The organism is Streptomyces sp. NPDC018964 (genome assembly GCF_044390325.1).
GTDB lineage: Bacteria > Actinomycetota > Actinomycetes > Streptomycetales > Streptomycetaceae > Streptomyces.
Map to the genome: position 1 here is coordinate 21,113 of NZ_JBIRYZ010000023.1, position 12,462 is coordinate 33,574.

At 72.8% G+C, this 12,462-nt stretch carries 13 protein-coding genes; 12 read left to right on the top strand and 1 reads right to left on the bottom strand.

The genetic code is table 11. From position 1 onward, the window contains the following. The first annotated feature begins 21 nt into the window (after nucleotides 1-21). The 12 genes from ribB to ACH5AO_RS29255 all read left to right on the top strand — a co-directional run bounded on the left by ribB (nucleotide 22) and on the right by ACH5AO_RS29255 (nucleotide 10,647). Nucleotides 22-693, top strand: a complete 672-nt coding sequence (gene ribB / locus ACH5AO_RS29200; RefSeq protein WP_398929790.1) for a 3,4-dihydroxy-2-butanone-4-phosphate synthase — start codon at nucleotides 22-24, stop codon at nucleotides 691-693. Then, nucleotides 690-1,955, top strand: coding sequence for a 1-acyl-sn-glycerol-3-phosphate acyltransferase (locus tag ACH5AO_RS29205; RefSeq protein ID WP_398929792.1), 1,266 nt, complete (start codon nucleotides 690-692; stop codon nucleotides 1,953-1,955). The genes ribB and ACH5AO_RS29205 overlap by 4 nt, the downstream gene beginning before the upstream one ends. A 7-nt stretch (nucleotides 1,956-1,962) precedes the next feature. Beyond that, nucleotides 1,963-2,577, top strand: coding sequence for a hypothetical protein (locus tag ACH5AO_RS29210; protein ID WP_398929794.1), 615 nt, complete (start codon nucleotides 1,963-1,965; stop codon nucleotides 2,575-2,577). After that, nucleotides 2,574-3,338 carry an SDR family oxidoreductase gene (locus ACH5AO_RS29215; RefSeq protein ID WP_398929796.1) on the top strand — a complete coding sequence of 255 codons (765 nt, stop codon included), beginning with the start codon at nucleotides 2,574-2,576 and terminating at the stop codon, nucleotides 3,336-3,338. Before ACH5AO_RS29210 ends, ACH5AO_RS29215 begins: the two co-directional genes overlap by 4 nt. Then, complete coding sequence (locus ACH5AO_RS29220) at nucleotides 3,338-3,757, top strand: SRPBCC family protein (protein ID WP_398929798.1); 420 nt, start codon at nucleotides 3,338-3,340, stop codon at nucleotides 3,755-3,757. Before ACH5AO_RS29215 ends, ACH5AO_RS29220 begins: the two co-directional genes overlap by 1 nt. Nucleotides 3,758-3,759: 2 nt before the next feature. Further along, on the top strand, nucleotides 3,760-3,933 hold the full coding sequence (locus ACH5AO_RS29225) for a hypothetical protein (RefSeq protein ID WP_398929800.1): 174 nt from the start codon (nucleotides 3,760-3,762) through the stop codon (nucleotides 3,931-3,933). Nucleotides 3,934-4,041: 108 nt separating this feature from the next. After that, entirely contained in the window at nucleotides 4,042-5,052 is a 1,011-nt protein-coding gene (locus ACH5AO_RS29230) for a beta-ketoacyl-ACP synthase III (RefSeq protein WP_398929802.1), read from the top strand. A gap of 69 nt (nucleotides 5,053-5,121) precedes the next feature. After that, nucleotides 5,122-5,268, top strand: coding sequence for a hypothetical protein (locus ACH5AO_RS29235; protein WP_398929803.1), 147 nt, complete (start codon nucleotides 5,122-5,124; stop codon nucleotides 5,266-5,268). 89 nt (nucleotides 5,269-5,357) lie between these two features. Then, complete coding sequence (fabF, locus tag ACH5AO_RS29240; protein ID WP_398929805.1) at nucleotides 5,358-6,620, top strand: beta-ketoacyl-ACP synthase II; 1,263 nt, start codon at nucleotides 5,358-5,360, stop codon at nucleotides 6,618-6,620. Nucleotides 6,621-7,023: 403 nt separating this feature from the next. Then, nucleotides 7,024-7,491 (top strand): hypothetical protein, encoded by a 468-nt coding sequence (locus tag ACH5AO_RS29245; protein ID WP_398929807.1) that lies wholly within the window; start codon nucleotides 7,024-7,026, stop codon nucleotides 7,489-7,491. Between the two features lie 226 nt (nucleotides 7,492-7,717). Continuing rightward, entirely contained in the window at nucleotides 7,718-9,961 is a 2,244-nt protein-coding gene (locus tag ACH5AO_RS29250) for an MMPL family transporter (protein WP_398929809.1), read from the top strand. Nucleotides 9,962-10,101: 140 nt separating this feature from the next. Then, nucleotides 10,102-10,647 carry a hypothetical protein gene (locus ACH5AO_RS29255; RefSeq protein ID WP_398929811.1) on the top strand — a complete coding sequence of 182 codons (546 nt, stop codon included), beginning with the start codon at nucleotides 10,102-10,104 and terminating at the stop codon, nucleotides 10,645-10,647. A gap of 149 nt (nucleotides 10,648-10,796) precedes the next feature. Here the strand turns inward: ACH5AO_RS29255 and ACH5AO_RS29260 are convergent, their stop codons facing one another. Next, nucleotides 10,797-12,275 (bottom strand): hypothetical protein, encoded by a 1,479-nt coding sequence (locus tag ACH5AO_RS29260; RefSeq protein ID WP_398929813.1) that lies wholly within the window; start codon nucleotides 12,273-12,275, stop codon nucleotides 10,797-10,799. Nucleotides 12,276-12,462: the final 187 nt, after the last annotated feature.

Consider the following 12,462-nt stretch of genomic DNA (forward strand, 5'->3'; position numbering starts at 1 on the left):
ACGTCAAGCAAAGGAAGCAAGATGACCGCGCAGATTCTTGAAGGCACTCCCGTCGCCCTCGACACCCCGATCGTCCTCGACGACGCCGCGGCGGCCGTGGCGGCCATCGCACGGGGTGAGCTCGTCGTCGTGGTGGACGACGAGGACAGGGAGAACGAAGGAGACCTCATCGTGGCGGCGGAACACGCCGACGCCGCGGCCATCAACTACATGATCACCCACGGTCGCGGCCTGGTCTGCGTCTCGGTGACCGAGGAGCGCGCCGCACAGCTGGAACTGCCTCCGATGGTCGAGCGCAACGAGGACCACCACGGCACCGCGTTCACCGTCAGCGTCGACGGCGGCCCGGAGCACGGGGTGACCACCGGGATATCCGCCCCGGACCGCGCCAAGACGATCGAGCTGATGCTGAAGGGCTCCAGCGGCGACCTGCGCCGGCCGGGCCACATCTTCCCGCTCGTGGCGCGCCCGGGAGGCGTCCTGGAGCGGCCCGGTCACACCGAGGCCGCGGTCGACCTCGCCCGTTTCGCGGGGCTGACGCCCGCCGGCGTCATCGTGGAGATCATCCGCGAGGACGGGACGATGGCGCGCCTGCCCCAGCTGGCCGAGTTCGCCCGGCGCGAGGGCCTGGTGCTCACCAGCATCGAGAAGCTGCGCGAGTACGCCGCCACGCGCAGCGAGCGGGTTCTGTGAGCCGCACCTCCCGGTGGATGGCCGGTGCGTCGACCGCGCTGACACGCCCCGCGGTCACGCACCGGTACCTCGCCGGCGTAGAAGGAGTACGGCACCTGCCGGCCGACACACCGTTCGTCCTGGTCGCCAACCACAGCAGCTTCGCGGACCACCTCGTCCTCGACGCCGTCCTCGACGGCCTGCGGGACACCCCCACGTCCTACCTCACCAAGGCGGAGGCCTTCGTCCATCCCGTGCGCCGCCGGTGGACCGAGGGCATGGGGGGCATCCCGGTGAACCGCGACCGGCCCGACAAGGAACTGCTGGCCGCGGTGGACGGCGTCTTCGCCGACCGCGGCGCCCTGGTGGTCTACCCCGAGGGCACCCGCGGACCGGGCTGGCCACTGCTCCCCTTCAAGGACGGCGCCTTCCGCTTCGCCGTCCGGGCGGGCGTGCCCGTCATCCCCGTGGCGCTGTGGGGGGCACAGGACGTCCTACCCAAGGGCGGGTGGCGGCCCCGCCGGGCCCAGGTGCGGGTCGTCTTCGGCCCCGCACTGCCCGACGACACCGCACGGCCCAGGCCCCAGCGGGTCGCGGCACTGGCCGAGGCGGCGCGTCAGGCGCTGGAGCGGCTGGTGGACACCGCGCGGACGGCCCCCGACCCCCGGCGGGCCCGGCAGGCGGCCGCCGAACTCGTCCAGCGGGCCGAGACGGTCGTGGAGACGATGCTCAGCCGCACCGACCAGCTGCCCGCCCGGCGGCGGATGCGGCAGGCGCGCCTGCTGCTCGACCTGGCCCGCGTCACCGATTCCGGCGGCTTCACCAGGCCCGGCACCTCCCTCGGTGCCGACGCCCGCGTCCTGGAGGCCCGGCTCACCGGGCTGCGCGCCCTGAACGCCCCCGCACCGCTGCGGCCCGCCGTGCTGCGCGGGGTGCGGCACACCGCGGAGGAGGTACTGCGCACACACCCCGACCACCTGATGGCCCATTACCTGCTGGGCCGCTGGCACCTGCTGATGCCCCGAGCCCTGGGCGGCCGCCGCCTCCAGGCGCTGGAGCACCTGCGGCACGCGGCCCGCCTGGGCGCCCACGACACCCGCTATCCCATGGCGTACGCCGAGGCGCTGATCGCCGTCGGCCGTGACGACGAGGCGGCGCCGCACCTGCGCGGCATCCTCACCGCGCCGGCCCCCGACGCCAGGACGGCGGACCGACGGCGCCGGGCCGAAGCCCACTACCAGCAGCTCGCCGGCGTCGGCGGCCCTGCGAATTCGAGGTCGTGAGAGAACCATGAGCACATCAGCGTTCCTGCGGTGCGGTAAGACACTCGTGGTCTTCGACGGGCCCCGTCGCCTGTCCTGGCAGGCTTCCGCACCCGGCGACTACATCCCCACGGCTCTGTGGCCGAGCCCCGCGCAGGCGGCCGAGGTCATGGACCACCTGTACAGCGGCGGTTGTCTCCTCGTCCTGATCGAGCAGGAGCGCATCTCGGTACCGATGTACGCCGAGGAGGCCGAGCGTCTTCCGTCCGACGTGGCCGCCCGGGCCACGCTGACCAGTGACGGTGTGGTGAGCGAGCTGCACCTGCCGGTCCTGGACTGGATGCCGGCCGCGCTGCGCGAACGCGGCCTGCGCTTCCTGGAGAACAGCACGCGGCTGCTGCAGAAGAAGCCCGACCTGCTGCTGCCGCACCTGATCGTCGAGGACCCTCCCCGCCACCTGGGGAACCTCAGATTCGCCCGCCTGCGCCCGCCCCGCCCCTTCGCCGACGACCGCCTCGCGCCGGTCACCGACCATCTGTTCACCACCGACATCACCGCCGGCATCACCACCGATCCCGCCGCCATGCTGTGCCCGTCCGACAGGGCGGTGGCCGCGGTCCGTACCTGGGAGACCACACCATGACCCCTCCGACTTCACCGGCCCCGCCCCCAGCAAGCCCGCTGGCGGGACGGGTGGTACTCCTCACCGGGGCGGGACGGGGCCTCGGCCTGCTGACCGCACAGACGCTCCTGGAACAGGGAGCCACGGTGGTCGCCAACCACCGCTCCCCCTCGGAGGAACTGGAACGTCTGGCGGACAAGCACAGCGACCGGCTCCGGCTCGTTCCCGGTGACGCGGCCACCGACGACACGGCCGCTCTGCTGGCCTCCGAGGCCCGCAGGTTCGGCAGGCTCGACGTCCTCATCCACAACGCCGCGATCACCCGCGACCAGCCTCTGGTGCGGATGTCGGTCGAGGACTGGGACGAGGTGCAGCGGGTCAACCTGCGCGGTGCCTTCCTCACCACCAAGTACGCGCTGAAGACCATGATGCGGGCACGCTACGGCCGCATCATCTACATCTCGTCGATCACCGCCCTGACCGGCAACGCCGGGCAGGCCGCCTACGCCTCCTCCAAGGCCGGCCTGCACGGCCTGGCCATGACCGTCTCGCAGGAGTACGCCTCCTACAACATCCGCACCGCCACCCTGGCCCCCGGGATCCTCGACACCGGCCTGGGCGCCGCCGTGGCCGGCCTGCAGCGGCGGCGCATGACCGACCGCTCCCTGCTCGGCCTGGGCGAAGCCGCCCAGACGGCCGAGACGATCGCCTTCCTGGCCTCTCCGGCCGCCGACTACATCAATGCCACGGTCATCCGCTCCGACGGAGGAATGAGGTACTGATGAACACCGCCGACGCACACATCCTGATCCCCGCCCCCCTGCGGACGGTGCGGCAGATCCTCCTGGAGCCCACCGCACTGGCCGAATGGAACCCCGCTTTCCTGTCGGTCGGGGGCCCCGAGGACGCGATCATCGGCCGGCGCTACCCCCTCACGGCCCGCGGTGGTCTCACCGGGCACTGGGAGTACCGCAGCATCGGTGAGAACGAGATCGAGGGCTGGTGGGAGGTTCCCGGCCTGGCCGAGACCAACAGTTGGCGCCTGCTGCCCCACGGCGACGGCACCCATGTCACCCACTCGTTCACCAACCGGGGGACCCTTGCCGCCCTGCTGCGCCCGGCGTTCGCCGGCGTCGCCGACCTGCGCCTGGGCCGGCTGTCCCAGCAGGCCCGGCAGCGCGCCCTGGCCAAGGTGGCCTGACCATGCCGCCCGCCGCCGCCCCGTCCGCCACCACGACCCCCGGCGACCGCACGCAGCCGGACACCGCGCTCCTGCCCGCCGCCCGTACCGACTGCTGGGCGCTGCCGGTGCCACTGCACCTGGCCCGCCTGGACGGCGAGGCGGCCGAGGAGCACATCCTGCGCGGCCTCGACTGAGGAGGCCGCCCCCCTCGTGACGGGCCCGGAGACATCCCCCGCCCGGGCCCGTCACCATCCACCCTCCCCTCCGACCGTCCTCGACCGCCCGTCCCAGGGAGACCCATCGTGTCCGCACCCTCCGTGCTCCGGCCCGCCACGGGCCCGGCGTACGCCCGCATCACCGGCGTGGGCGGTTACCGGCCCTCCCGCGTGGTGTCGAACCAGGAGATCGCCCCCCGCATCGACTCCAGCGACGAGTGGATCCGCGAGCGCTCCGGCATCGCCGAACGGCGCTGGGCGGCCGAGCAGGAGAGCGTCGCCCTCATGGGCGCAGCGGCCGCCGAGAAGGCCCTCGCGCACGCCGGAGTCACCGCGGACCAGGTCGGCTGCGTCCTGGTGGCCACCTCCACCCACTTCCGCCAACTGCCCGCGCTGGCCGCCGACATCGCCCACCGGATCGGAACCGCGCAGGCCGCCGCCTTCGACCTGTCCGCGGCGTGCGCGGGCTTCACCCACGCCCTGGCCGTCGCCCATGACCTGGTCCGCGGCGGCAGCGCCGGCCACGTCCTGGTGGTGGCGACCGAGCGGATGTCCGACCTGATCGACCACGACGACCGCGCCACCGCCTTCCTCTTCGGCGACGGGGCCGGAGCCGTCGTCGTCAGCCCCAGTGACACCCCGGCCATGGGCCCCGTGGTCTGGGGCTCCGACGGGGCGCAGGGCGACGCCATCGACCAGAGCGCCTCCTGGCTCGAACTGCGCCACGGCCGGCCGCCGCGCTTTCCCGCTCTGACCATGCGGGGCCAGACGGTGTTCCGCTGGGCCGTCTACGAGATGGCCCGCGCCGCCCGCCGGGCCCTGGACGAGGCGGGCATGGACGCCGCCGGCCTCGAGGCGTTCATCCCGCACCAGGCGAACCTGCGCATCGTGGAGGCCCTCGCCACCACACTGCGCCTGCCCGCACACGTGGCCGTCGCCCGCGACATCGTGCACACCGGCAACACCTCGGCGGCCTCCATCCCCCTGGCGATCGAGCAGATGCTGGCGACCGGAGCCGCCCGCAGCGGCGCGCCGGCCCTCACCATCGGCTTCGGCGCGGGACTCTCCTACGCCGCTCAGGTGATCACGCTGCCCTGACGCCCGTCCCTTCCCTCGCGCACGTCCCGAACCGTCTCCCCGCCCGTCCGATCCAGCACCGGAGTTGCCATGAACGTGACCACCGCTCAGCCGGACACCGACCTCCTCGCCCGCGGCGAGGAGGCCCTCGCCGCCGACACCGACCGGCCGGGCACGGCGCCCCAGGAGCTCACCACCGTCCTGGACATCATGGCCCGCATCTTCCAGGCCGTCTGACCAGATTGTCCGAACGGGCGTTCCATGCCCCCGGACCGCATCCGGGCGACCCCGGCCGAACCCCGCGATCCACCTCCAGGAGACCCACGATGACGCACGCCGACCGCAAGGTGCTTGTCACCGGGCTCGGAGCCACCACACCGCTGGGCGGCGACGCCGCCTCCACCTGGCAGTCCCTCCTGGCCGGGCGCTCCGGCGCCCGGACCCTGACCGAGCCGTGGGCAAGCGGCCTCACCGTACGCATCGCGTGTCCGGCGGCGAACGAACCCGCCCCGCACATCGGCCACGCCCTGGCCCGGCGGACGGACCGCTCGGCACAGTTCGCGCTCGTCGCGGCCCGCGAGGCCTGGCAGGACGCCGGCCGGCCGGCCGTGGACCCCACCCGGCTCGGGGTCGTCATCGCCTCGGGACTGGGCGGCCTGACCTCGCTGCTGGCCTCCCACGACGTGCTGCGGGAGAAGGGGCCGCGCCGCGTCTCCCCGCACACCGTGCCGATGTTCATGCCGAACGGGCCGGCCGCGCACGTCGGCCTCGAACTGGGCGCGCGGGCCGGCGTCCACACCACGGCTTCCGCCTGCGCCTCGGGGGCCGAAGCGGTGGGGCACGCCCTGACGATGATCCGCTCCGGCCGGGCGGACGTCGTGGTCGCCGGAGGGACCGAGGCCCCCATCCACCCCCTGATCATGACGGCCTTCACCAACATGACGGCCATGTCGCGGCGCAACGACGACCCCGAGGCCGCCTCCCGCCCCTACGACCGCGACCGGGACGGGTTCGTGATGGGTGAGGGCGCCGGCATCCTCGTCCTGGAATCCGAGGAGCACGCCCGCTCCCGCGGCGCCCGCGTCTACGGCGAGGCGGCCGGTGTCGGCCTGACGTCCGACGCCCACCACATCGCCCAGCCCGAACCCGAGGGCCGTGACGTGACCCGCGCCGTGCGCGCGGCGCTCGCCGACGCCGGCAGCTCCCCGCAGGAGGTCACCCACGTCAACGCCCACGCCACCTCCACGCCGTTGGGCGACCTCGCCGAACTCGCCGCCCTGCGCCAGGTGATGGGCTCCCACGCCGAACGGGTACCGATCTCCGCCACCAAGTCGATGACCGGTCACCTCCTGGGCGCGACCGGGGCGGTGGAGTCGGTGGCCGCGGTCCTGGCCCTGTACCACCGTCTGGCACCGCCCACCATCAACGTCGGCACCCTCGACGAGCGGGTCGACCTGGACGTCGTCCGCGACAAACCGCGCGAGCTGGCCCCCGGCCCCGCCGTCGTCCTCAACAACTCCTTCGGCTTCGGCGGCCACAACGTCTGCCTGGCCTTCCGCGACGCCGACGACGCCACCCGCCGGCACTGAGCCGAGCGGGCGACCGGACCCGCGCCCGGCCGCACCGTTTCAGGCCAACGCGGAAGCCGATGGTGTAAACCCCCGATGTCGGCCCGACGGCGAAAGCCCAGATCATGCGCACGGTGACGGAAGAGGATCCGGTGACGGCCGACGGCGGATTCAAGCCGCATCACAAGACCGTCCACCCGGCGCGCCAGGGCACGCTCTAGCGTGGCGAACGCGCTGTGGCGAACGACAGGCGTTGATCCTCCGCCGTACCGACAACCAACGCAGTGAGTGACAAAGGGACGATGAAGGACGCCACCTTGAATCCCGCCGTTTCCCGCTTCGTCGAGGCCCCCTCCTCTCCGCGCACCAGGCCATGTACGCCAGGCCGCGGACGGGTGAGCACCCTGGACCCGTCACTGCGGTCATGACCTCGGCCGCCGTCCCGCCGGAGCATCACTACGGCCGGATCGTCGCGCGCATCACCGATCTGGCCGGACAGGGCTGCACCGCCCCCACCATCACCCGGGTGCTGCGGAACGAGGGCTACACCATGGCCCCCGGCCGCAGCGATTCCATCAGCCTGACCACGGTGCGCCGGCTGCTGCGCGAGAACGCCCCGCCGGCCCGTCGTCGGCCCGCCCCGGCTCCCGAGGAGAGCCTGGGGGCCGACGAGTGGTGGCTGAGGGACCTGGCCGCGGAACTCTCCATGCCGCACATCACCCTGTACACCTGGGCCCGGCGGGGCTGGGTCACCGTGGCGCGCCAGGAGAGCCGTCCCCCGTACCGCCTCATCCTGCGCGCCGACCACGGCGAAGTCGCAAGGCTCCGCGCCATGCGCCCGAGCGCCGACGGGCGCGGGGCGACGCCTGGCCTCTCCAGGATCGCTCTCTGACTCACCTCTGCTTCCCTCGCAGGTCACGGCCGCTTTTCGGGCGCCTGGCGGGTGCGGCGACAGAAATTCACCTTCAAAGATGTTGCGTCATCGATGTCACATCACTCATGATGGGTCATCGATAACGCATCATCGTTGTTCCAGCATCGAAATACGCCTGTCTGGCTGCTGTCGTACGGCCCGCTCCCGCAAGCGGTGGACGGACCCCCGGAACCCAGGAGTAATAGTGAAGAAAATCGCCCACCTCGCCGTTGCGCGGCCCAAAGCCGTCATCGCCGGCTGGCTGCTGCTGCTCGCCCTGGCCGTCCCCTTCGCCCTCCAGCTCGAAGGAGCCCTGAAGACCGGCGGCTTCTCCGACCCCCGCGGCGAGTCCGTCAAGGCCCAGCGCACCCTGGAGCGCGCCTTCGACGAGGCCCCCAACTCCCTGCTGGTCGTCCTGCACAGCAAGGACGGCACCGTCCAGGACGCCATCGGACAGGCCCGAAAGGCGGTGCAGCGCGAGGGAGTCTCCGCCGTCACCGACCGCACCACCCACCCCGAGTGGCTGTCCGAGGACGGCCGCACCACCTTCCTCCAGGTGGGCTTCACCAGTGACAACACCACCGTCCAGAACCTCGTGCCCGACCTCCAGGACGACGTGCGCGACGCCGTCGGCGACAAGGTCGAGGTCGACGTCACCGGCGCCCCCGCCCTGGACTACGCGCTGAACGTGCACTCCAAGGAGGACGTCACCCGCGCCGAGATGATCGCCTTCCCGGTGCTCTTCATCGTGCTGCTGCTGGTCTTCCGCTCCGTCGCCGCGATGGTCGTCCCCCTGCTCATGGCGGGCGTCACCCTGATGGCCACCCAGGCCATCGGCTACGGAATGACGCGGTTCACCGACGTCAACAGCCTGTTCACCAACATCGTGAGCATGGTCGGCCTGGCCGTCGCCGTCGACTACTCGCTCTTCATCATCAAGCGCTTCCGCGAGGAGCTGGCCGAGGGGCACACCGTGCCCGACGCCCTGGACCGCACCATGCGCACCGTCGGCCACTCCGTCGTCTTCAGCGGCCTGGCCGTCGTGGTCGCCCTCTCGGCCCTCTTCATCCCCCGCGCCATGTCCTTCACCAGCATCGCCCTGGGCGGCGTGGCCGTCTCCCTGGTCGCCGTGGCCATCGCCATGACACTGCTGCCCGCCGTACTGAGCCTGCTGGGCCACCGCATCAACTGGGGCACCCTGCGCCGCCGCAAGAACACCGCCGAGACCACCGCTGCCCGCAAGACCGACAAGGACGACCGCCCCGGCAACCGCTTCACCCGCCGCCCCGGCCTCGTCCTGGCCGCCCTCGCGGTCGTCTTCGCCGCACTCGCCGCCCCCGCCGCCCAGCTGACCCTGCGCGTCCCCGTCGCCAGCGCGGACATCCTGCCCGCCGACGACAGCGCCCGCATCGGAATGGAGCGCATCAAGCAGGACATCGGCGTCCGCGAGATGTTCCCCGTCCAGGTCGTGCTCAGTGCCGACCGTGACCGGTCCGACGCCCTCGTCAAGAGCGCCATCGACATCGCCGCCTACGCCCGGTCCGCGCCCGGCGCCGACAAGGTCCAGTCCGTCGAGCCCTTCTCCCGGTCCCTGGACGACCCCGCCTCCCTGGACGCCACCGCCCGCACCGCGCTCGACCAGCTGTGGACGCAGGACGGCGACAACCTGGTCACCCGCGTCATCATCACCCCCAGCGCCGACCCCGACAGCTCCTCGGCCCACCACCTCGTCGACGACCTGCGCGACCACCTCGACGACCGCACCCAGCCCGAGGTCACCGTCCAGCTCGCCGGCGCCACCCCCACCGGCTCCGACTTCGACGACCTCGTCCTGCGCTCGGCCCCCCTGGTCGTCCTCTCCGTCGCCCTGCTCAGCTTCCTGATCCTGCTCTACGCCTTCCGCTCCGTCCTGCTGCCGTTGCTCGCCCTGGCCTTCAACATCGCCGTCGTGGGCGCCAGCCTCGGCTTCCTCGCCCTGCTCACCGGCAACGCCGACCACTCCATCAACAGCGTCACCCCGCTCATGCTCTTCGCCGTGATGTTCGGCCTCAGCATGGACTACATGGTGATCATGATCTCCCGCATGCGGGAGACCTACCTGGGCGGCGCCTCCCACCGCGAGGCCGTCCTCGGTGGCCTCGCCCGCACCGCCGGCCTCGTCAACGGCGCCGCGGCGATCATGGTCGCGGTCTTCGCCTCCTTCACCAGCGCGCAGATCAGCATCGTCCGCGAACTCGGCATCAGCCTCGCCGCCGCCGTCATCCTGGACGCCATCGTCATCCGCCGCCTGGTCATGCCCGCCACGCTCCTGCTCATCGGCGACCGCACCTGGGGCCGCCACCGCCGCACCGAGGAGCGGCCCTCCGTCCCCGAGCCGGTACCCACGACGGCCGCGGCGACGGACACCACGAGCCGGCCCCGGGAACTGGCCGACCACACCGCACGGTGACCCGACCCGCCCACTGCGACCTCCCTCCGTAGGACACGCTGCGCCGATCGCCTCACCTCCCGAGCGACGGCGCAGCGGTCCGTTCCGCCGCCCCACACGAACCCGACGTGACAACCCGCCAGGACAGGGAGCCCGAACCGGTGAGCACGACTCTGTACGACCCCGCCCTCACGAACCCCACCCCGCCGCCGGAGCAGGCGGGCGACGACACGGTCTTCCAGCGGAGCGCCCTGCTGATCGCCCGACGAGGCTGGTGCCAGGGACAGGGACTGCTGTACATCGGATCCCCCCACGACCCGCAGGCGGCGAGCCTGGCCGGGGCCCTCGCCTGGGCGGCGACCGGGGACGCACAGTCCTGCGGTGCCGAGGTGAGAGCCGCCCTGGCCGCCGTACGCGCCCGCCTGGACCCCCACGACAGCGCCCTCTTCAGCGACTGGGAGCTGGTGTGCGCCTGGAACGACGCTCCGTCCCGCACCCGCGAACAGACCATCGCCCTGCTCCGGTCCTGCCGCCACCCGGCCCTGCCCTCGCCACGAGGGGACGACAGGCTGACGGGCCTGCCGGAGGAGCGGGAGGCTGTCGCCCGGAGGCGAGCGGAGCAGCTCCGGACGGAGGCCGACCGCGTACTGTCCGAGCTCGCCGCGGCCCAGGAGGTGTGGGAAGGCCGGGCAGTCGTTCGGGCGTGAGCCTCCTCCCGGCCCGGCACCGGGCGCCCGCTCACCGGCGTCGGCCCGGCCTTCGTCGCCGGCTCCCGTGTCACGGCCCCGGGGGAAGGTCGGGCCGGGGTCCGGCGGGAAAGACCTCCGGCCGACTGCCCGCAGCGCACACGCCGGCCTCACAGGCCCGCCAGCGCGAGGAGTTGTCGCATGTGTGCGGGCGGCAGGCGGGGGTTGCCGGCCGCGGTGGCCGCGACCTGCTCCGACGGGTCGGCCAGCAACCGCGTCAGCTCGCGGACCGGAAGCCGGGGATGGGTCGCGATCGTGCGGCGCACGGTGGGGTCGGGATCGGCGGCCAGGTGGCGGACGAGTTCCACCGGCAGGTCGGGGTCGCGTGGGGCCAGTTGCCGCATCCTCGGGTCGGGGTCGGTGGCCAGGCGCCGGAGGACGTCCGTCGGGAGGGGGAAGTCATCCGCCGGACGCCAGCGGGTCCTCTTCACCGGGCGGTGGGTGCGGTCGATGCGTTCGGCGGTGGCCGCGTCGACCAGGTCCCGGGCGTGCAGGGCCATGGCCGTACGGACGCCGCTGTCCTCGTCGTCGAGCAGTCGGGCCACGACCGGCGCGGGAAGGGCGCCGGACATCGCCGCCGAGGCGCGGAAGCAGGCATAGGGCGAGTCCACGTGCGGCAGGGGGTCGGCGGTCACCCACGGCAGGCGCAGTGTCCGTAGCTGCACATGCGCCATCTCGCTCAGGATCTGCAGTTCGAGCGCGTCGTCGTCCAGGTCGGCGTGGGGATCGGTGAGCCAGTCCCGCGGGGGCACGTCGGACAGGAACCGTGCGTGGATCGCGGCGCGGGTCGGCTCAGGGGTGTCCGGGCGTGCGAAGACGCGGAGCCTGACCTGCGGGTTGGAGTCTTCGGCGAGGACGTCGCGCAGCGACGGCGGGAGGTCGGGGTGCCCGGCGAGTTCCTCCCGCACCTCGGGGGCCGGGTCGTCGGCCAGCCGGCGGGCCGTGTCGGTGTCGAGGGTGCAGTGGCGCACCGCCCCGGCGCGCGTGACCGGGTCGGCCAGCAGCGCCGGGAGCAGGTCGGCGGGCGGTACGGGGTGAGGAAGCCGCGCGTAGTAGGTCGCGCAGGCTCGTGCCCGCACCATGCCCTCGGGATCCGTCAGCAGGGTCCGGCGTATCAGTTCCGGCGCCTGCGTCCACCACTGGGCGAGCGTCGCCCGTACCTCCGGATCCGGGTCGGCGGCCAGCCGGGCGCGCAGGTCCTCCGGCATCCGATCGCTCTGCGCCAGTTGCTCCCGCACCCGCGGCTCGCTGTCGCCGAGCAGCCGCTCGAACAACTCACGCGGTGCGCCGCCGTCCGCGCCGACCGCCACGGCCTTCCGTACCGCCGGGTCCGGGTGCTCAGCGAGCGTCATCCGGAAGGCGTCCGGCAGGCTGCGGTTGAGCGCGAGCGCATGCGTGAGCCAGTGGTCGTCCAGGGCGATGATCTCGGCGATCATGCCGTCGGTCAGATCCGGGCGCCCGGCGACGCCGCGACGGCTCTTGCGGTGGGCGAGGAGGCGACGGACGTACTCGGGCGGCAACGCGGGGTTCTCCGCGAGTCCTTCCAGCACCTTGTCGAGGTGGACCGGCGGCGGTGCGGTGTCCGACACGGCGCATGACCCTTCTGGCTCGGCGAATCGACCGCCGAGTCTTCCACGTACGGTGCCCGTCGTCCCTGGTCCTGGAGCGGCGTAGGAGGGGGCGGTGAAGTGGCTGGACCGGTCGGGGGCTTCGGGATTATCACGGCGTGATAATCGGCGGGGCCCCCGACCGGGCTCCCCCTGCACGTGTCTCGTC

Coding starts and splice junctions, on each gene's coding strand:
- fabF (WP_398929805.1), top strand. CDS start 5,358: ATGACGCACGCCGACCGCAAGGTGCTTGTCACCGGGCTCGGAGCCACC.
- ribB (WP_398929790.1), top strand. CDS start 22: ATGACCGCGCAGATTCTTGAAGGCACTCCCGTCGCCCTCGACACCCCG.
- ACH5AO_RS29220 (WP_398929798.1), top strand. CDS start 3,338: ATGAACACCGCCGACGCACACATCCTGATCCCCGCCCCCCTGCGGACG.
- ACH5AO_RS29235 (WP_398929803.1), top strand. CDS start 5,122: ATGAACGTGACCACCGCTCAGCCGGACACCGACCTCCTCGCCCGCGGC.
- ACH5AO_RS29225 (WP_398929800.1), top strand. CDS start 3,760: ATGCCGCCCGCCGCCGCCCCGTCCGCCACCACGACCCCCGGCGACCGC.
- ACH5AO_RS29215 (WP_398929796.1), top strand. CDS start 2,574: ATGACCCCTCCGACTTCACCGGCCCCGCCCCCAGCAAGCCCGCTGGCG.
- ACH5AO_RS29210 (WP_398929794.1), top strand. CDS start 1,963: ATGAGCACATCAGCGTTCCTGCGGTGCGGTAAGACACTCGTGGTCTTC.
- ACH5AO_RS29245 (WP_398929807.1), top strand. CDS start 7,024: ATGACCTCGGCCGCCGTCCCGCCGGAGCATCACTACGGCCGGATCGTC.